We start from the raw sequence: 17,179 nt of genomic DNA, 5'->3' as shown, positions 1-17,179 counted from the left end.
ACGGGTGACGTGAGGGGTCACTCCACGTCCATCAGGGGCCGGTAGTTCCCGGTCGGGACGAAGTGCGTCGTGGCGGTGCCGTCCTCCTCGACGAGGTGGATGGCGAACCCCGCCGGCTCCCCGGTGACCGCGGCCCGCCCCGGCTGCGTCAGGTCGAGGAACAGCTGCCGGTAGGTGCTGGGGCAGGTGGTGCTGACGGTCCCCGCCAGCGAGCCGACCGAGCCGCGGTGCACGTGCCCGGAGATCACCCGCACCACCTGCGGGTGCTTGGAGATCACCGCCGCGAATCCGGCGGGGTCGATGAACCGCATCTCGTCGATGAAGCGGATCCCGATGGGGAACGGCGGATGGTGGGTGGCCACGATCGTGGGCGTGTCGGGCGCGGCGGCGAGCGTCGCGTCGAGCCAGGCGAGGCGGTCCTCGCTCATGTGGCCGTGGGGGTGCCCGTCCACGGTGGTGTCGCAGCAGACGAGCCGCACGCCCGCCACGTCGACCGCGTACTGGACGGGGTCGTGCCGTGCGAACCCGCCGGCGGTCACCGCGGGATGGTCGTCGAAGACCTTGCGCATCTCCTCGCGGTCGTCGTGGTTGCCGGGCATCGGGTAGACGGGCATCGGCAGCGGGGACAGCAGCGCGTGCAGCCGGGCGTACTCGGCGTGCCGGCCCCCGTCGGCGAGGTCGCCGGTGAGGACGACGGCGTCGGGGCGGGCGGGCAGCGAGAGCAGGCTCGACACGGCGGCCCGCAGGGCGCGGACCGGCCCGGAGCCGTCGTCCACCTGACCGTCGCGGCCGGCCGCGAGGTGGATATCGCTCAACTGCGCGATGATCGCCATCCGGTCCCCTCCCCCTAGCCCCAGCACACCACGGACTCGTGGCCGCGGCACCCCCCGCTCCACCCCCGGGGCGCCGAGACGATCTTCGCGCTCCGGGCTCCGCCTGTCGACCCGGGCCCCGCCGGAGCGGCCGGACGGGCGGGTCCCAGGCCGTGGACTTGCCGCTATCTTGCCGCACGGTGGCCGACGGGGAAAGGAAGGCATATGTCGGTGATGTGGAGGCCCAAGGGGGTCGGCCGGGTTGGCCGCGGGCTCGGGGCGGAACTGTTCGCCGCCGGCCTCGCGCTCGCCCAGCAGCATCTGCACTTCACCGAGGTGCGGGCCGGCGCCGAGCCCGCGAACGCCGCGTGCGTCCGCTCGCTGTGGCGGGCCGGTTTCGATCCGGCCGCCGGTCCGGAGAAGCACGTGCTGCCGGACGGCCGGGTGGTACCGACCGCCTGGTACTCCGATGTCACACCGGCCCCCGTGTGGTGCCCGTCCAGTTGGTGAACGCCCCGGGCACCGTTCAGGCGACGTGCGGGATCACCAGGGACAGTGCCGAGGTGACCTCCTCGGGGGCGGGTGCGACGTCGGGGACCACGTCACGGAGTGCCAGCCAGCCGTTGATCGCCTGGACGGTCGGCTTGGCCTCGATGAGCTGCGGGTCGTCGACCCCGTACCAGGCGGCGATCTTGGACCAGCGCCACAGCCGGTGCCCGGCGGACGACATCTCCGACGAGGGAAACCCGGCGACGCCGCGGGAACCGGTGATCGCGTGCCGGACCGAGTCGAGGGAGCGCCCGACCCGCTCGGCGATGTCGCGGATCGTCAGCAGCGGGTCGGCCTCGACCTGCAGGGCGTGCACGCCCGGCGCGCTGACCTCGACGTGCTCGACCACCTCCATGATCGCCGCGGCGAGGGTGGGGCCGGCCCAGGAGCAGGACGCGTTGCCGGGACGCTCGGCGTGCTCGGGCTCGCTGATGATCGACACGGTGACCGCGCCGTGCGTCCGGTCGAACAGCGGGTCCAGCTCGTCCTCGTAGAGGGGACGACTGAGGATCAGCGCGAAGTCATAGCTCGGCATGCTGATCCTCCTCGGGCGTCTCTCTCCTCGAAAGGTACAACGCGCGGGCGCGGTATGCTTGGCTCGGGACCGGTCTCGCGACCCGTATCATGCGTCGATTTCGCATTGTGCGACCGGTTGACGTAGACTCCTTTGTCGGTCCGTCGGCGGCCGCCTGATTCCCTGTTCCGGACGCTTTACGCGTCGTGGCGGTGGGTTGCGGCCGATTCTCCCTCGGGAGCCGGGGCCGAGTCCAATGAGCCGACCAGTGAAGCGCGGAGGACATGCCCAAGAAAGAAGGGGCCATCGAGATCGAGGGCACCGTCATCGAGTCCCTCCCGAACGCCATGTTCCGGGTGGAGCTCGACAACGGGCACAAGGTGCTCGCCCACATCAGCGGCAAGATGCGGATGCACTACATCCGGATCCTGCCGGACGACCGCGTCGTTGTGGAGCTGAGCCCCTACGACCTCACGCGCGGTCGGATCGTCTACCGGTACAAGTGAATCCCATCAATCCCACTGGGGTTGCCTTCCCCGCGCGTGGCGGCGCGGGGGTGACCCTGCTTTAGGAGACCCAGTGAAGGTCAAGCCGAGCGTCAAGAAGATCTGCAACAAGTGCCGCGTCATCCGCCGGCACGGCCGGGTCATGGTGATCTGCTCCGACCCGCGCCACAAGCAGCGCCAGGGCTGACGCCAGCCCGCAAGACAACCCAAGCGCATCGCAGCCTTCGCATCGATGGCCGTACGTCCCCCCGCGGGACGTGCGGCACCGTCGTGTGGAGGGGCCACCCCCGGACCGCAGGAGGCCGGGGCCGCCACCCGGGCAGGGTGTGTGCGGACGTGATGCGTCCATACCTCCGCGATACGAAGGGAACTGCCCACGATGGCACGCCTACTCGGCGTCGACCTCCCGCGCGAAAAGCGCGTGGAGGTCGCTCTCACCTACATTTTCGGCATCGGCCGGACGCGGGCGCTGGAAACCCTCGCGGGTACCGGTGTCAACCCCGACCTCCGGGTGCACCAGCTCGGTGACGAGGAGCTGGTGCAGCTCCGCGACTGGATCGAGGCGAACTACAAGACCGAAGGCGACCTGCGCCGTGAGGTCCAGGCCGACATCCGCCGCAAGATCGAGATCGGGTCCTACCAGGGCATCCGGCACCGCCGCGGGCTTCCCGTGCACGGTCAGCGCACGCAGACCAACGCGCGTACCCGCAAGGGCAAGAAGAAGACCGTGGCCGGCAAGAAGAAGGTCGGCAAGAAGTAGTCCGCGCCGGGCCTCCGGGCCCGTCCGGGTCGATGACCTCAAGAGTTAGAGAGAGCAGATGCCTCCTAAGAGCCGTGTCGGCGCCAAGAAGGTGCGCCGCAAGGAAAAGAAGAACGTCGCTCATGGGCACGCCCACATCAAGAGCACGTTCAACAACACGATCGTTTCGATCACCGACCCCAACGGCAACGTGATCTCCTGGGCCTCCTCGGGCCACGTCGGTTTCAAGGGCTCGCGCAAGTCCACCCCGTTCGCCGCGCAGCAGGCCGCCGAGTCGGCCGCCCGGCGCGCGATGGAGCACGGCATGCGCAAGGTCGACGTCTTCGTGAAGGGCCCGGGGTCGGGCCGCGAGACCGCCATCCGGTCGCTGCAGGCGACCGGCCTCGAGGTGGGCTCGATCCAGGACGTCACGCCCGTTCCGCACAACGGCTGCCGCCCGCCCAAGCGTCGTCGGGTCTGAGGCAGGGGAGAACTAGAACAATGGCTCGTTACACCGGTGCGGACTGCAAGCTCTGCCGCCGCGAGAAGATGAAGCTGTTCCTCAAGGGCAGCAAGTGCGAGGGCCCCAAGTGCCCGATCGAGATCCGTCCCTACCCTCCGGGTGAGCACGGCCGCGGTCGGCCCAAGGAGACCGAGTACCTGCTGCAGCTTCGCGAGAAGCAGAAGGCGCGGCGCATCTACGGCATCCTGGAGCGGCAGTTCCACAACTACTACGTCGAGGCGAACCGCCAGCAGGGCAAGACGGGTGACAACCTGCTCACGCTGCTGGAGCGCCGGCTCGACAACGTGGTCTACCGCGGCGGCTTCGCCAAGTCCCGCGACATGGCCCGCCAGCTCATCCGCCACGGCCACATCCGGGTCAACGGCAAGAAGGTCAACATCCCGTCGGCCCTGGTGAGCGAGGCCGACATCATCGACGTCAAGCCGAAGTCGCTCGAGTCGACGCCGTTCCAGGTCGCCAAGGCCGAGGTCGGCGAGCGTCCCGTCCCGGCGTGGCTCGGGGTCGACGGCGAGAAGATGCGGATCTTCGTGCACTCGATGCCGGTCCGGCAGCAGATCGACGCTCCCGTCCAGGAGCAGCTGATCGTCGAGCTCTACTCCAAGTAAGGGCTCGACCCCCGCCGGGATTCCGCGGCGCTTTCCGTGGATTCCCGGCGGGTCGGGGAACACTCACAGACGCGGTAGTCAAATAGCGGGCACCGCGGAAAGAAGGCACCACCATGCTCATCGCTCAGCGTCCCACTCTCACCGAAGAGCAGGTCGACGAGTACCGGTCGCGGTTCACCATCGAGCCGCTGGAGCCGGGCTTCGGCTACACGATCGGCAACTCGCTGCGCCGTACCCTGCTCTCCTCGATCCCCGGTGCGGCCGTCACCAGCATCCGCATCGAGGGCGTCCTGCACGAGTTCTCCACCGTGCCCGGGGTCAAGGAGGATGTCACCGACATCATCCTGAACCTGAAGGAGCTCGTCGTCTCCTCCGAGCACGACGAGCCCGTCGTCATGTACCTGCGCAAGCAGGGCCCGGGCGAGGTCACCGCGGCCGACATCGCGCCGCCGGCGGGCGTCGAGGTCCACAACCCGGACCTGCACATCGCCACGCTGAACAACAAGGCCAAGCTGGAGATGGAGCTGACGGTCGAGCGCGGCCGCGGCTACGTCTCGGCCGCGCAGAACAAGCAGCCGGGCCAGGAGATCGGCCGGATCCCGATCGACTCCATCTACTCGCCCGTGCTGAAGGTCACCTACAAGGTCGAGGCGACCCGAGTCGAGCAGCGCACCGACTTCGACCGCCTCATCCTGGACGTCGAGACCAAGCAGGCGATGCTGCCGCGCGACGCGGTGGCCTCCGCCGGCAAGACCCTCGTCGAGCTGTTCGGCCTGGCCCGGGAGCTCAACGTCGAGGCCGAGGGCATCGACATGGGCCCGTCCCCGACGGACGCCGCGCTCGCCGCGGACCTCGCCCTGCCGATCGAGGAGCTGAACCTCACCGTCCGCTCCTACAACTGCCTCAAGCGCGAGGGCATCCACTCGGTGGGCGAGCTCGTCGCCCGCTCCGAGCAGGACCTGCTCGACATCCGGAACTTCGGCGCGAAGTCCATAGAAGAGGTCAAGCAGAAGCTCAACGACATGGGCCTGTCGCTCAAGGACTCCCCGCCCGGGTTCGACCCGAGCGCGGCGGCGGACGCCTACGGCGACGACGACCAGAGCTACGCCGAGACCGAGCAGTACTGACGAAACCGATCCCGGCGGCCGGGGGCGCGTCCCCCGGCCGCACGGACCCAGCTGACGCCGGTACCTGGTACGGCCGGCGCAGGAAGGAACCACCATGCCCAAGCCCACCAAGGGCACCCGCTTCGGCGGCAGCCCCGCGCACCAGCGGCTGATCCTGGCCAACCTGGCGACGTCGCTGTTCGAGCACGGCCGCATCACGACCACCGAGGCCAAGGCCCGGCGGGTGCGTCCGCTGGCGGAGAAGCTGATCACCAAGGCGAAGAAGGGCGACCTGCACAACAGGCGTCTGGTGGCGAGGACGATCCGCGACAAGGGCGTCGTGCACGAGCTCTTCACCGAGATCGCGCCGAGCTTCGCGGACCGGCCGGGCGGCTACACCCGCATCACCAAGCTCGGCCCGCGCAAGGGCGACAACGCGCCCATGGCCGTGATCGAACTGGTGCGGGAGCCGATGCCGGCGGCCAAGGTCGCGCCGAAGGTCGAGGAGAAGGACCTGCCCGCCGAGGGCGAGGTCACCCTCAGCAAGGCCGAGGCCGACGACGCGCCCGCCGAGGACACCAAGGCCGAGGACACCAAGGCCGAGGGCGACGCCGGGGCGGGCGACAAGGAGTAGTTCACCGCTTGACCTGGCCGAGCGTTTGCTCGACAAGCGTTTGCTCGACATTCGTCAGGGCCCGCCGTTCCGCTCGGGACGGCGGGCTTTGATCTTTGCCAGACTTGATCTCATGGTCAGGTCAGTGGCGCAGCGACGTGCATGCACAAGGGGACGGGACGGCGACGTTGCAGAGGGACGAACCGGCTGACATGACCGCACTGGTACGACTCCGGCTCGACATCGGCTACGACGGGTCGGATTTCGCGGGCTGGGCGAGGCAACCGAACCAGCGCACCGTCCAGGGCGTCATCGAGGACGCGCTGGCCCGCATGCTGCGCCTGGACCCGCCCCCCATGCTCACCGTCGCCGGCCGTACGGACGCCGGCGTCCACGCCCGGGGGCAGGTCGCCCACCTGGTGGTCCCGGTCGCGGCGTACTCGGCGATCAACGGGACGATGCCGCGCCGCCTGGCGGGACTGCTGCCGCCGGACGTGCGGGTGTGGCGGGTGTCGGTCGCGCCGGAGGGGTTCGACGCCCGGTTCTCGGCGCTGTCGCGCCGGTACGTGTACCGGGTGTGCGACAACCCCGTCGGCGTGGAGCCGCTGCGCCGCCACGACGTGCTTTGGCATCCGCGTCCCCTGGACCTGCAGCGGATGAACGAGGCCGCGCGGCTCCTCGTGGGGGAGAACGACTTCGCCGCGTACTGCCGCAAGCGGGAGGGCGCGACGACCATCCGCGAGCTGCTGCGCTACGAGTGGGCCCGCGACGACCGCGACCCCTACCTCGCCCTCGCGACCGTGGAGGCGGACGCGTTCTGCCATTCGATGGTCCGCGCGCTCGTCGGGGCGCTGCTGATGGTCGGGGACGGCCGGCGCGAGGTGGAATGGCCCGCGCAGGTGCTCGCGGCGCGCGTCCGCGACTCCGCGGTGAACGTGGCGCCCGCGCACGGGCTGTCGCTGGAGGAGATCCGCTACCCCGGCGACGACGGCCTGGCGCGGCGCGCCCAGGAGACGCGCCGCGTCCGGACGCTCGCGGCGAGCACCTCTGCGTCCGGCACGGAACCGCCCCCGGCCCTGCCGCAGCCGGAGGCGTCGCAGAGCGGAGACCGCGGCGCGCGGTGAGCGCGCCGCGTCCGGTCAGCGGCGGGCGCGCTCCACGATCGGGCGCAGGTCGTAGTCCAGGAACCGCTGGGCCGCCTGCTTTATCACCGGGTCGCCCGGACGGGCCTCCTGGCCGTTCGCCCACTGCACGTAGGCGTAGGCGACGTACCGGCCGCGGACCGTCGCGGCGGCGTAGCCGCCCGCCCGGTCGAGGTTCGGGGTGTTCTTGCCGCCCATGCCGCGGAACCACTCGTACCGGGCGGGGTCGCCGGCCCGGCTCACCCGGAGCGCGGCCTCCTTCGTCGGCATCACCGCGATCCCGGACGTGACGGCCAGCGAGGTCGACCGCTCGATGAACGTCGCGCGGACGATCTTGCGGCACTTCTCCCGTTCGAGGGCCTGCAGCATGGAGCCCCTGGCCGCGTACGACGGCTCGCGGTTGAGCGACCAGCGGTCGCGGGTGTAGGTCCGTCCGCCGAGCTTGATGGTCTCGGTGGGGAACACGTCCTGGAACGCCAGCGGCTCGCGGTCGGTCCGCTCGTTGTCGATCCTGGACGGCGGCCCGGCGGCGCTGGGGGTGGGGGACGGCGTGGCCGGTGCGGCCGGCGGGGTGGACTGCGCCGTCGCCGGGGCCTGGACGGCCGTGGCATCGCCGTCCCGGCCATCGTCCGAGCCGGTGCCGCCGACGGTGAACAGGGCGACGCCGGCGGCCAGGATGATCGCCGCGCCGCCGCCGATGAGCAGCGGCCTGCGCCGGTTGGGCCCGCCGCCCTTGGCCGGTCCGGCCGCCGCCGCGCTCTGCGGGGGCTGTCCGGGCGGGGGCGCCGTGTCGAGCGGAACGGCGCCCTCGACGTGGTAGACGGGCGCGATCACGGCGGGTTGCGGCGCGGTCGTCTCCGCGTCCTCGGCCGCGCCGCCGGTGGGCGCGGTGCCGGGCTCTGCGTCAGCGGGGGTACTGCCGGCGGCCACCGCGCCTTGTGGGAACGGTCCGCTGCCGGTGGGCGGGGTGACGCCGACCGGAAGGATGGCGTCCGGTTCGAGGACCTCGCCCGCGGAGGCGATGGACGCGTCCTCCGCGGCCCTGGCCTTCTCGAAGGCGGACGCCTGCTCGTCCCGCGCGGACTTCTCGGGGGCGACGGGAGCGTTCCCGCCGGGCTCGTCCGCCACGGCGGGCATGTCCACGGCCGTGGCGGCGGGCTCGGGCGTGCCGGTGCCCGGGGCCTCCTCGGCCGCTGCGGCGGCCTCCGCGGGCCGCTCGGCCTCCGGGGAGACGGCGGGGAAGCCGTCCGGGTCGGTGTCGCCGGACGACAGGGCCCGCTTGACGATCGGGTCGGCGGGAACGGCGCCGCGGGAGTCGACCTTAGGGACGCCGACACCGGCGACGAGCGTCCCGGGCGGGCCGCCGCCGATCGCGGGGCCGCTCTCAGCGTCGCTCTGGGAGCCGCTCTCGGCGGGGGCGCCGGAGCCCGAGGCGGGGGAGGCGTCCTCGCCGGGCGGGGCCGTCTCGGTGGACTCGGCGGCCCACCAGGGAGCTTCCAGGCCGAACGGAGGCAGCCGCAGGGAGTCGGACGCCGCGGGCTCCGCGTCCGTGGCGGGCTCGGCGTCCGCCGGCGGCGGGCCGGCCGGGGGAGCCGCGCCGCCGAAGCTGGGCGGCACCGCGTCGGCGGGGACGGCGGACGTCCCCGCCTCCTCGGCGGACTCCCGGGTGTCTCTAGAACCAGACATAGGCAGAGAGGGTATTCAAACCGGTCACCTTTGGAGGGGCTCGCCTTCGGTTTCCCTGTAGTTCAGGGCCAGGGCCAGGTTGCTGCCCTTCACCATCTCGGCACCGAAGACGCGGACTGCCGCGTGGTGCTTCGCGGGGATCTTCTTGCCGTCCGGGCGCTGCACCCACGTCATGAGCAGGTAGTGGCCGCGCGCCTGGGACGTGCCGAGGGCCTCGCCCCTGCCGTTGGTCCTGGAGACGCCCTTGCCCGGCAGGGCCTGCAGGAAGGCGTCCTTGGCGGCGGCGGCCTTCACGGCCTTCTTGGCCGCGGCCTCGGTCTCGAGGTTGAACACGCCGACGGTGCCGATGAGCTGGCCCCCGGTCAGCGCGTAGGTGGCCCGCAGCGCCTGCGTGCAGCGGCCCTGCTTGAGGGTCGTCTCCAGCGTCCTGCCGCCGACGACCGACGCGCAGCTCTTCTTCGCGTTCACGGCCGTCCGGACGTAGTTGTGGCCGTGCGCCTTGAACTTGCCCTTGCCGAAGACTTCCTTGAGCGTCAGCGGCTTGGGGTCGGTGGTGCGGCTCTTGAGCTTCACGGGCGCGAGGACGGGCTGGGTGGGGCTGGGCGTGGGCGTCGGCGTGGCCGCGGCCCGGGACTTCTCGGCGTCCGGCTTTGAGTCGTCCTTCAGCATGGACGACAGCCCGATGCCGCCGCCGATGAGGACGAGCCCGGCGACCGCCGCGGCGCCGATGACCAGCGGTGTGCGGCGGCCCTTCCCGGAGCGTTCCGGCCCGCCGGACGGCACGGCCTCGGGGTGCCCGTAGGAGTCGCCGTAGGGGTTCCCGAACCGGTCGTCGTCGAACCTGCCGTCGGGACCGCCCGGTGGCACCGCGCCGGGCCCCTCGTCGCGCGGCGCGAAGGGGTCGTCGCGCGGTGTGAAGGGGGCCTGGTCGCCGTCTCGGCCGTACGGCGGTGCTTCGGCTCCGGGTCCGTACGGCTCGTGCGGCGGCTGCCGAGGCGGCCAGCCGCCGGGCTGGCCTTGATCGCCCGGGTAACCCATGGGTTGGACCTTACCGTTCCTCGTGCAGGGCTCTGGACCTTCGGAACACCCACCATGACATGGGGGCGAACCGGACGCCGGTGATTCGCCGAAGGTCACCGCCGGGAGCGGCGCAGATCACTTCCGGCCGAAGTTCTGCGTCCAGTAGGGCCCGCCGGAGCCGGAGGCCATGCCGACGCCGATGGCGCGCAGACCGCAGTTGAGGATGTTGGCCCGGTGCCCCGGGCTGTTCATCCACCCGTTCACGACGGCCGCCGCGGTGGGGTAGCCCTTGGCGATGTTCTCCGCTCCGGCGTCGGGGTATCCGGCGGCCGCCATCCGGTCCCACGGGCTGTCGCCGTTCTGCGACGTGTGGGAGAAGTAGTTGTTGGCGGCCATGTCGGCGGAGTGCCTGCGGGCGGCGGTGACGAGCCGCTGGTCGACGCGCAGCGCTCCGCAGCCGGCCTTGGCGCGCTCGGCGTTGGTGAGCGACACCACGGCGGCCTCGGGTCCGGACTGCCCGGCCGTGTTCCCCGCCCCCCCGCCGGAGCCGCCGGAGCCGCCGGAGCCGCCGGAACCGCCAGAGCCGCCCGATCCGCCGCCGGACGGGGGCCGGGAGGCGGTGGGCTCGCTCGACTTGGACGGCGCGGCGGTCGAGCGGCTCGGGTCGCGGATCGCCTTCAGCGGCGGCGTCGGCTGCTCCGCGGTGGGCGCGGGCGCGGCGCCGGACGGCTTCTCGCCGCCTTCGGCGCCCGACCCGGCCCCGGTCGGGGTGTCGCTCTGCGGTCCGGCCGGGATCACGGTGGACGGCCGCGCCTCGGGTCCGGACGCGGCGGTCCGCTCCGACCGCAGGTCGGGCAGCAGGAAGCGGTCGATCGCCACCCCGGTGCCGATCGCGAGGCCGGACGCGGCGACGGCCACCACGATGCCGGTGAGGCTCTTCGCCCGGGAGCGCTTGCGCCCCTTGCCGGGGGGACGTCCGCCCGGCGGGCGCCCGCCCTGCGGACGGCGGCCGTCGGCCGGTCCGGAGCGGGACGTCTCGCGCCGCGGCCCGCCCGCGACGAGCTCGTCGCGGGAAGGGGTGCCGGAGGGGACGCCGCGCGCGGCGGCAGGTGCTCCGGCGCCGTCCTGCCCGGGGTACCGGGACGGGCGGCGTCCGGGGTTCTCGCCTGGTCTGCGGGGAGTAGACAGCGGGGGCTCCCGTGTGCGGGCCGGCCGGAGCCGGCGTGGACCGGTCGCCGGGCACCATATCCCGTTATGTACATCTGGTTACGAAGATCGTCCGAAAAAGGGCAAAATGGCCACTTAACGTGATCATGGGGGTGCTGACCGTCCCCGTCCCGGCGCCGCCCGCCGGGTGCCGCGCTGCTTTGCTCTTGTGCGCGCCGACGGGTATTCTGCGTGGTTGTTGTGTGTCGACGCCTGCCCAGTGCGAGCGTCCCGGCGATGCAACGACGTGTCGGGGTGTCCCCGCAGTGCCCGCGCCGCCGGTGCGGGCACCGGATCGGGGCCCGGCCTCCCGGAGCGCCAGGTCGGACGAGTTCGCTGATCGGCGTGAGCAGGATTCCGCTGATGAACATCGCCCGCCCGCGAGGACGGGTGATGATCAACCACTGAGTAGTCGACGAGAAACGAAGGCTGACGACCGTGCGCACGTTCACCCCAAAGCCCGCTGACGTCCAGCGTCAGTGGTACGTCATCGACGCGACCGATGTCGTGCTGGGCCGTCTCGCCAGTCAGGTCGCGCAGCTGCTTCGGGGTAAGCACAAGCCGATCTACGCCCCGCACATCGACACCGGTGACTTCGTCGTCATCGTGAACGCCGACAAGGTGGCGATGTCGGGCAACAAGGCGGAGCGCAAGCGCGCCTACCGGCACTCCGGTTACCCGGGCGGCCTCCGCTCGGTGACCTACGCCGAGCTGCTGGCCAAGAACCCCGAGCGGGCCGTCGAGAAGGCGATCAAGGGCATGCTGCCCAAGAACTCCCTCGGCCGGAAGATGTTCGGCAAGGTGAAGGTCTACGCCGGCCCCGAGCACCCGCACCAGGCGCAGAAGCCGGTCCCGTTCGAGATCACCCAGATCAGCCAGACCGGCAAGTGACACCCCCGCACGCGAGCCGGTCCACGAGCCGCGCCGTGTGCGACCTTGAACAAGAGGCCGCCGGGGCACCCGCAGCGCGGGCCCGCCGCCCTGGCTAGAACACCCAAGGAGAACCGTGGACGAGACCACCGAGCCGGGCACCGAGCAGCTCGACTCGTACGAGGACGCCCCGTCCGAGTACAGCACCGAGACGCCCGAGGCCGCGGGCGAGAGCTACCTCGGCCAGCCCGTCGCGACCGGCCCCGCCGCCGGCACCGGCCGCCGCAAGCAGGCCATCGCGCGGGTCCGCATCGTCCCCGGCACCGGCCAGTGGAAGATCAACGGCCGTTCGCTGGACCAGTACTTCCCGAACAAGGTCCACCAGCAGATCGTGAACGAGCCGTTCGTCCTGCTCGGCCTCGAAGGCCAGTTCGACGTCCTCGCGCGGGTCGGCGGCGGCGGCACCACCGGCCAGGCCGGTGCGCTGCGCCTCGGCATCTCCCGCGCGCTGCAGTTCGCGAACATCGAGCACCGCCCGGCCCTGAAGAAGGCCGGCTTCCTCACCCGTGACGCGCGGGTCCCCGAGCGCAAGAAGGCCGGCCTCAAGAAGGCCCGCAAGGCGCCCCAGTACAGCAAGCGTTGACCGGCGGTACGAGCCGCCGCACCTCCTGGCCCCCGCGGGGCCGGTGGGCGCGGCGGCTCGTCTGCTTTTTCAAGGACTCGTCCGCAACCGGTCCGGGCCGCGCGCGCTCCCGCGACGCGGGCGGACGGCGGACCCGTGCCCACTACATTTGACCGCGTGGCGCGATCGGGGCGTGGTCCCCGTCCGGGGCCGCGCGGTTTCCGTTTCCTCTCGGGAGTTGACTGTGGCTCGTCTGTTCGGGACCGACGGCGTGCGAGGGCTCGCCAACCGCGATCTGACCGCCCCGCTCGTCATGGACCTGTCCATCGCCGCGGCGCGGGTGCTGGGCGAGGAGGGCGCGTTCAAAGGCCACCGGCCGCTCGCGGTGGTCGGGCGCGACCCGCGGGCCTCCGGTGAGTTCCTGGAGGCGGCCGTCGTGGCGGGCCTGGCGAGTTCCGGGGTGGACGTGCTGCGGCTCGGCGTCCTGCCGACGCCCGCCGTCGCGTACCTGACCCACCAGCTGCACGCCGACGTCGGCGTCATGCTGTCGGCCTCGCACAACGCCGCCCCCGACAACGGCATCAAGTTCTTCGACCGCAGCGGCTACAAGCTGCCGGACGAGCTGGAGGACCGGATAGAGGCGCGGCTCGGCGAGCCGTGGGAGCCGCCGACCGGCGCCGGGGTCGGCCGGGTCCGGGAGGCGCACGGCGCGGTCGAGCAGTACGTGGCGCACCTGCTGAGCACGGTCCCGGTGTCGCTGGACGGCCTGCGCGTCGTCGTCGACTGCGCGAACGGCGCGTCCAGCGACGTGGCACCGGAGGCGCTGCGCCGCGCGGGCGCCGAGGTGTTCACGATCGGGACGGCGCCGGACGGCCTGAACATCAACGCCGGCTGCGGCTCCACGAGCCTGGAGGCGCTGCGCGAGGCGGTCAAGGAGCACGGCGCGGACGCGGGCATCGCCAACGACGGCGACGCCGACCGCTGCCTCGCGGTGACCGCGACCGGCGAGATCGTGGACGGCGACCAGATCATGGCGATCCTGGCGCTGGAGCTGCGCGAGTCGGGCGCGCTGGCCGCCGACACCGTCGTCGCGACCGTGATGTCGAACCTCGGCTTCAAGCTCGCGATGCGGGAGGCGGGGATCACCGTGGTGGAGACCGCGGTCGGCGACCGGTACGTCCTGGAGGCGATGAAGGAGGGCGGCTTCGGGTTCGGCGGCGAGCAGTCCGGCCACGTGATCATGCTCGACCACGCCACGACGGGCGACGGCGTCCTGACCGGCCTGCACCTGCTCGCCGCGATGGCCCGCCGGGGCCGGCCCCTGGACGAGCTGACGAAGGTGATGACGCGGCTTCCGCAGGTGCTCATCAACGTCAAGGACGTCGACAAGAACCGCGCGAAGACCTCGCCCGAGCTGGCCGCCGCGATCGCCGCCGCCGAGGCCGGGCTCGGCGCGACGGGCCGGGTGCTGATCAGGCCGAGCGGTACCGAGCAGATGGTCCGCGTCATGGTGGAGGCGGCCTCGGAGGAGCAGGCGCAGGAGGTCGCCGAGGACCTCGCCGAGGTGGTCCGCTCCGCGCTGGGCTAGCGCTCGTCGATCTCCAGCCGGCCGACCTTCAGGTGCTTGATCTCGACCGTGCCGGCCTCCAGGTGGGCGATGACCGCGCGCTTGACGACGAGCTTGCCGATGGCGACGGCGCCGACGGCGAGCGCGCCCAGCGCCATCGACCCCATGGCCAGGGAGCCGAGGCCGTTGCCGAGGCGCAGGGTGAGGCCGGTGGCGGACGCGCCCGTCACCTCGGCGCCGGTGGCGCGGGCGCCTACGCCGCGCTCCGTCCGGACGCGGGGACGGTCGTCCGCGTCGTGCGCGGTGTCCGGGGCTCTTCCGTTCGATTCGCTCATGCGAGGAGCATATTGGCGGGTGCGCCCGGTACTCAGCAGCACGCCCGGTACTCAGCAGCGCGCCAGGAAGTCCTCAAGGGCTCGGTGGTCGGCGCGGGTCACGGGGAGCGAGTACTTGTCGGCGACCGCGATGTACTTGACCGCGTAGGTGCACTGGTAGCCCTTCTGCGGTTTCCATTCGCCGGGGCCGGAGTCGCTCTTCTGCCGGTTCGGCACGCCCCACACCGCGAGCAGGTTGTCGTGGTCGTTGGCGAACTTCTCCCGCTCGTCCTCGCTCCACCGGGAGGCGCCCATCCGCCAGGCCAGCGCGAGCGGGTAGATGTGGTCGATCTGCACCTCGGCCGCGTCCTGCTTGGAGAAGTCGATCTGCTTGCCGCTGTAGGGGTCGCGGAGCCGACCGCTCAGGACGACGCAGCCGCCCTTCTTGCCGACGTCCGACAGGTCGCGGTCGAGGACGTCGTTGCGCTGGTCGCAGCCGTTGCGGTCGATGTCCTTCCAGCGCGTCCCGAACTTGTCGCGCTCGTACCCGCCGCCGTCGCCCTCGGACGCGATCCGCAGCTCCCCCAGGGCGGTGCGGGCGCGCTTCTCGGCGCCGGCCCCGGGCTTGTCGTCCGACGCGCCCGGGGCGGGGGAGCCGCCCTCGGAGAGGCCCACGCCGGCGTCGCAGCCCACCGCGAGGGGGATGACGAGCGCCAGGCCCGCCACAGCCGTCCGCACCATGACCCACCGCCCGACATATATGGATATGTATGTAGAGACCGATCAAACCGTATGGAACGGTGCCGTGGCCACCCGCCCAGGGGGAACCGCCCATGGGTAGAACCCAGGGCTGACGAAGGTCGATCCGGCGGCGGACGAAAGGCTTCCCCGTATCGCCCTTTAGGTTGACGTGGCGTGCCCGGCCAGCCGCTAGGTTCATATTCATGCCGATCATCGCCACCCAGGGCCTGACGATGAGGTTCGCCCGGGTGACCGCCTTGGACGACCTCTCCGTGGCCGTCGAGCCGGGCGTCGTCGGGCTGGTCGGCGCCAACGGCGCCGGCAAGTCGACCCTCATCAAGATCCTGCTGGGGCTGCTGCCCCCCACGTCGGGCACCGCGACCGTGCTGGGCCTCGACATCGCGCGCGAGGGCCTGCGGATCCGGGAGCGCGTCGGGTTCATGCCCGAGTACGAGTGCCTGCCCCCGGACGTGTCCGCGACCGAGTTCGTCGTGCACATGGCCCGGATGTCCGGGCTCCCCCCGACCGCGGCCCGCGAACGCGCCGCCGACACGCTCCGGCACGTCGGCCTGTACGAGGAGCGCTACCGCCCCATCGGCGGCTACTCCACCGGGATGCGCCAGCGGGTGAAGCTCGCGCAGGCCCTCGTCCACGACCCGCAGCTCGTGTTCCTGGACGAGCCCACCAACGGCCTCGACCCCGCCGGGCGCGACGAGATGCTCGACCTGATCCGGCGCATCGGCGCCGAGTTCGGGATCAGCGTGCTCGTCACGTCGCACCTGCTGGGCGAGCTGGAGCGGGTCTGCGACCACGTCGTCATCATCGACGGCGGGAAGCTGCTGCGCTCGCAGGCCGTCGAGGCGTACACGGCCGCCAGCGGCGTCCTCACCGTCGAGGTGGACGAGGGACGCGACGAGCTCGGCCGCCACCTCTTCGACCGGGGCGTGTCCGTCCAGCCGGAGGGCCGGTTCCTCGTCGTCGACATCGCCGGCGAGACGACCTACGACCTGATCCGCGACGGCGTCGCCGAGCTGGGGCTGCGGCTGATCCGGATGGAGCAGCGCCGGCACCACATCGAGGAGGTCTTCCGCGCCGGGCCGCCGGGGGAGAGCGCGGCCGGAAGCGTCCCGCAGGAGGCGTCCCGATGAGCACCAGCACCATCCACGACATCGGCTACCGCCACTACGACGGGCCCCGCAGCGGGCGCGCCTACGTGCTGCGGTCGCTGTACGTCCACAACCTGCGCGCCGCGTTCGGCCTCGGCCGCCCCGCGCGGGCCAAGATCATGCCGTTCCTGCTGGCGGCGATCATGCTGCTGCCCGCCGCCGGGTCGGTCGCGGTCTTCGCGTTCACCGACCAGGAGGACGCGCTGATCCCGTACGCGTCCTACGCGAACATCATGCAGGTCATCGTGGCGATCTTCCTGGCCACGCAGGCGCCGGTGCTGGCCTCGCGGGAGGTGCGGTTCCACGTCATCCCGCTGTACTTCTCGCGGCCCGTCGGCCACCTCGACTTCGTCCTGGCGAAGAGCGCCGCGCTGGCGACCGCGCTGTTCGCGCTCATGGCGGTGCCCGTCACCCTGCTGTACGTCGGCGGCCTGGTCGCCAAGGCGCCCGACCCCGGGAAGCAGGTCCTGGAGTACCTGGGCGGCCTGGTCGGCTGCGTGCTGTTCGCGCTCGTGCTGGCGGCGATCGGGATGGTGATCGCGGCGTTCACCCCGCGGCGCGGGTTCGGCGTCGCCGCGGTGATCGCGGTCTACATGCTCAGCACGACGATCGTCGGGATCGTCCAGGGCATCGCCGAGGAGCGGACGAACTTCACCCTCCAGGGCTGGGCCGGGCTGGGCGCCCCGTTCAACCTGGTGGACATCGTCCAGGTCAGGCTGCTCGGCGCCGAGTCGTCCTCGGTGGGCATCGCGCCCGGCGTCACCGGCGGCGTGGTCGCGCTCGCCCTGTGCGTCGCCATAGTCCTCGGCTCGATCGCGGTTCTCTACCGTCGCTTCCGGAAGGCGGGGCTTTCATGACTGAGCGGAGCGAATCGGGGG

At 71.9% G+C, this 17,179-nt stretch carries 21 protein-coding genes; 14 read left to right on the top strand and 7 right to left on the bottom strand.

Annotated elements, in window-relative coordinates; genetic code table 11:
• Window positions 1–17 precede the first annotated feature (17 nt).
• A complete protein-coding gene (locus IEZ03_RS31085) occupies window positions 18–833 on the bottom strand; it encodes a phosphodiesterase (protein ID WP_184889131.1) in 816 nt (271 codons plus the stop codon).
• Window positions 834–1,037: 204 nt separating this feature from the next.
• Here IEZ03_RS31085 and IEZ03_RS31080 point away from each other — a divergent pair, with 204 nt between their 5' ends.
• Window positions 1,038–1,322: a GNAT family N-acetyltransferase gene (locus tag IEZ03_RS31080; protein ID WP_184889129.1), complete on the top strand. Its 285-nt coding sequence runs from the start codon at window positions 1,038–1,040 to the stop codon at window positions 1,320–1,322.
• Between the two features lie 16 nt (window positions 1,323–1,338).
• On the opposite strand, the gene IEZ03_RS31075 is transcribed toward IEZ03_RS31080, so the two are convergent.
• A complete protein-coding gene (locus IEZ03_RS31075; protein WP_184889127.1) occupies window positions 1,339–1,896 on the bottom strand; it encodes a hypothetical protein in 558 nt (185 codons plus the stop codon).
• Between the two features lie 263 nt (window positions 1,897–2,159).
• Here IEZ03_RS31075 and infA point away from each other — a divergent pair, with 263 nt between their 5' ends.
• From infA to truA, 8 genes are all read left to right on the top strand, one after another.
• Entirely contained in the window at window positions 2,160–2,381 is a 222-nt protein-coding gene (gene infA / locus IEZ03_RS31070; RefSeq protein ID WP_018657567.1) for a translation initiation factor IF-1, read from the top strand.
• A gap of 73 nt (window positions 2,382–2,454) precedes the next feature.
• Complete coding sequence (gene rpmJ, locus IEZ03_RS31065; protein WP_021596712.1) at window positions 2,455–2,568, top strand: 50S ribosomal protein L36; 114 nt, start codon at window positions 2,455–2,457, stop codon at window positions 2,566–2,568.
• A 192-nt stretch (window positions 2,569–2,760) separates the two neighbouring features.
• Complete coding sequence (gene rpsM / locus IEZ03_RS31060) at window positions 2,761–3,141, top strand: 30S ribosomal protein S13 (RefSeq protein WP_132043917.1); 381 nt, start codon at window positions 2,761–2,763, stop codon at window positions 3,139–3,141.
• A 58-nt stretch (window positions 3,142–3,199) separates the two neighbouring features.
• A complete protein-coding gene (rpsK, locus tag IEZ03_RS31055; RefSeq protein WP_067486841.1) occupies window positions 3,200–3,601 on the top strand; it encodes a 30S ribosomal protein S11 in 402 nt (133 codons plus the stop codon).
• A gap of 20 nt (window positions 3,602–3,621) precedes the next feature.
• On the top strand, window positions 3,622–4,248 hold the full coding sequence (rpsD, locus tag IEZ03_RS31050; RefSeq protein ID WP_132043915.1) for a 30S ribosomal protein S4: 627 nt from the start codon (window positions 3,622–3,624) through the stop codon (window positions 4,246–4,248).
• 113 nt (window positions 4,249–4,361) lie between these two features.
• On the top strand, window positions 4,362–5,375 hold the full coding sequence (locus tag IEZ03_RS31045) for a DNA-directed RNA polymerase subunit alpha (protein WP_131950911.1): 1,014 nt from the start codon (window positions 4,362–4,364) through the stop codon (window positions 5,373–5,375).
• A 94-nt stretch (window positions 5,376–5,469) separates the two neighbouring features.
• On the top strand, window positions 5,470–5,988 hold the full coding sequence (gene rplQ, locus IEZ03_RS31040; RefSeq protein ID WP_184889125.1) for a 50S ribosomal protein L17: 519 nt from the start codon (window positions 5,470–5,472) through the stop codon (window positions 5,986–5,988).
• Window positions 5,989–6,179: 191 nt separating this feature from the next.
• Window positions 6,180–7,091 carry a tRNA pseudouridine(38-40) synthase TruA gene (gene truA / locus IEZ03_RS31035; RefSeq protein ID WP_184889123.1) on the top strand — a complete coding sequence of 304 codons (912 nt, stop codon included), beginning with the start codon at window positions 6,180–6,182 and terminating at the stop codon, window positions 7,089–7,091.
• A 15-nt stretch (window positions 7,092–7,106) separates the two neighbouring features.
• Here the strand turns inward: truA and IEZ03_RS31030 are convergent, their stop codons facing one another.
• The 3 genes from IEZ03_RS31030 to IEZ03_RS31020 form a co-directional block, all read right to left on the bottom strand.
• Complete coding sequence (locus tag IEZ03_RS31030) at window positions 7,107–8,795, bottom strand: hypothetical protein (protein WP_184889121.1); 1,689 nt, start codon at window positions 8,793–8,795, stop codon at window positions 7,107–7,109.
• A 24-nt stretch (window positions 8,796–8,819) separates the two neighbouring features.
• Complete coding sequence (locus IEZ03_RS31025) at window positions 8,820–9,833, bottom strand: hypothetical protein (protein WP_184889119.1); 1,014 nt, start codon at window positions 9,831–9,833, stop codon at window positions 8,820–8,822.
• A gap of 117 nt (window positions 9,834–9,950) precedes the next feature.
• A complete protein-coding gene (locus IEZ03_RS31020) occupies window positions 9,951–10,736 on the bottom strand; it encodes a CAP domain-containing protein (RefSeq protein ID WP_229808693.1) in 786 nt (261 codons plus the stop codon).
• Window positions 10,737–11,459: 723 nt separating this feature from the next.
• On the opposite strand from IEZ03_RS31020, the gene rplM reads away from it, so the two are divergent.
• From rplM to glmM, 3 genes are all read left to right on the top strand, one after another.
• Window positions 11,460–11,912, top strand: coding sequence for a 50S ribosomal protein L13 (rplM, locus tag IEZ03_RS31015; RefSeq protein ID WP_132048786.1), 453 nt, complete (start codon window positions 11,460–11,462; stop codon window positions 11,910–11,912).
• Window positions 11,913–12,027: 115 nt separating this feature from the next.
• Window positions 12,028–12,534 carry a 30S ribosomal protein S9 gene (rpsI, locus tag IEZ03_RS31010; protein ID WP_132048788.1) on the top strand — a complete coding sequence of 169 codons (507 nt, stop codon included), beginning with the start codon at window positions 12,028–12,030 and terminating at the stop codon, window positions 12,532–12,534.
• A 223-nt stretch (window positions 12,535–12,757) separates the two neighbouring features.
• Entirely contained in the window at window positions 12,758–14,101 is a 1,344-nt protein-coding gene (glmM, locus tag IEZ03_RS31005; protein WP_184889117.1) for a phosphoglucosamine mutase, read from the top strand.
• Here the strand turns inward: glmM and IEZ03_RS31000 are convergent.
• Together IEZ03_RS31000 and IEZ03_RS30995 are read right to left on the bottom strand one after the other, a co-directional pair.
• Entirely contained in the window at window positions 14,098–14,415 is a 318-nt protein-coding gene (locus IEZ03_RS31000) for a hypothetical protein (protein ID WP_184889115.1), read from the bottom strand. The two genes, glmM and IEZ03_RS31000, sit on opposite strands and share 4 nt — an antisense overlap.
• A gap of 51 nt (window positions 14,416–14,466) precedes the next feature.
• Window positions 14,467–15,135, bottom strand: a complete 669-nt coding sequence (locus IEZ03_RS30995) for an HNH endonuclease family protein (RefSeq protein WP_184889113.1) — start codon at window positions 15,133–15,135, stop codon at window positions 14,467–14,469.
• A 203-nt stretch (window positions 15,136–15,338) separates the two neighbouring features.
• Here IEZ03_RS30995 and IEZ03_RS30990 point away from each other — a divergent pair, with 203 nt between their 5' ends.
• On the top strand, window positions 15,339–16,283 hold the full coding sequence (locus tag IEZ03_RS30990) for an ABC transporter ATP-binding protein (RefSeq protein WP_184889110.1): 945 nt from the start codon (window positions 15,339–15,341) through the stop codon (window positions 16,281–16,283).
• Window positions 16,280–17,158: an ABC transporter permease gene (locus IEZ03_RS30985; RefSeq protein WP_184889108.1), complete on the top strand. Its 879-nt coding sequence runs from the start codon at window positions 16,280–16,282 to the stop codon at window positions 17,156–17,158. Before IEZ03_RS30990 ends, IEZ03_RS30985 begins: the two co-directional genes overlap by 4 nt.
• Window positions 17,159–17,179: the final 21 nt, after the last annotated feature.

Source organism: Actinomadura livida (assembly GCF_014648675.1).
GTDB lineage: Bacteria > Actinomycetota > Actinomycetes > Streptosporangiales > Streptosporangiaceae > Spirillospora > Spirillospora livida.
Note: the sequence above shows the minus strand (reverse complement) of the source record. Positions and strands in the feature narration are given on the sequence as shown.

Excerpts from the sequence above, each read along its gene's own strand:
- IEZ03_RS31085 (WP_184889131.1), bottom strand. The coding sequence starts at position 833 with ATGGCGATCATCGCGCAGTTGAGCGATATCCACCTCGCGGCCGGCCGC.
- IEZ03_RS31080 (WP_184889129.1), top strand. The coding sequence starts at position 1,038 with ATGTCGGTGATGTGGAGGCCCAAGGGGGTCGGCCGGGTTGGCCGCGGG.
- IEZ03_RS31075 (WP_184889127.1), bottom strand. The coding sequence starts at position 1,896 with ATGCCGAGCTATGACTTCGCGCTGATCCTCAGTCGTCCCCTCTACGAG.
- infA (WP_018657567.1), top strand. The coding sequence starts at position 2,160 with ATGCCCAAGAAAGAAGGGGCCATCGAGATCGAGGGCACCGTCATCGAG.
- rpsM (WP_132043917.1), top strand. The coding sequence starts at position 2,761 with ATGGCACGCCTACTCGGCGTCGACCTCCCGCGCGAAAAGCGCGTGGAG.
- rpsK (WP_067486841.1), top strand. The coding sequence starts at position 3,200 with ATGCCTCCTAAGAGCCGTGTCGGCGCCAAGAAGGTGCGCCGCAAGGAA.
- rpsD (WP_132043915.1), top strand. The coding sequence starts at position 3,622 with ATGGCTCGTTACACCGGTGCGGACTGCAAGCTCTGCCGCCGCGAGAAG.
- IEZ03_RS31045 (WP_131950911.1), top strand. The coding sequence starts at position 4,362 with ATGCTCATCGCTCAGCGTCCCACTCTCACCGAAGAGCAGGTCGACGAG.
- rplQ (WP_184889125.1), top strand. The coding sequence starts at position 5,470 with ATGCCCAAGCCCACCAAGGGCACCCGCTTCGGCGGCAGCCCCGCGCAC.
- truA (WP_184889123.1), top strand. The coding sequence starts at position 6,180 with ATGACCGCACTGGTACGACTCCGGCTCGACATCGGCTACGACGGGTCG.
- IEZ03_RS31030 (WP_184889121.1), bottom strand. The coding sequence starts at position 8,795 with ATGTCTGGTTCTAGAGACACCCGGGAGTCCGCCGAGGAGGCGGGGACG.
- IEZ03_RS31025 (WP_184889119.1), bottom strand. The coding sequence starts at position 9,833 with ATGGGTTACCCGGGCGATCAAGGCCAGCCCGGCGGCTGGCCGCCTCGG.
- IEZ03_RS31000 (WP_184889115.1), bottom strand. The coding sequence starts at position 14,415 with ATGAGCGAATCGAACGGAAGAGCCCCGGACACCGCGCACGACGCGGAC.
- IEZ03_RS30995 (WP_184889113.1), bottom strand. The coding sequence starts at position 15,135 with ATGGTGCGGACGGCTGTGGCGGGCCTGGCGCTCGTCATCCCCCTCGCG.
- IEZ03_RS30990 (WP_184889110.1), top strand. The coding sequence starts at position 15,339 with ATGCCGATCATCGCCACCCAGGGCCTGACGATGAGGTTCGCCCGGGTG.
- IEZ03_RS30985 (WP_184889108.1), top strand. The coding sequence starts at position 16,280 with ATGAGCACCAGCACCATCCACGACATCGGCTACCGCCACTACGACGGG.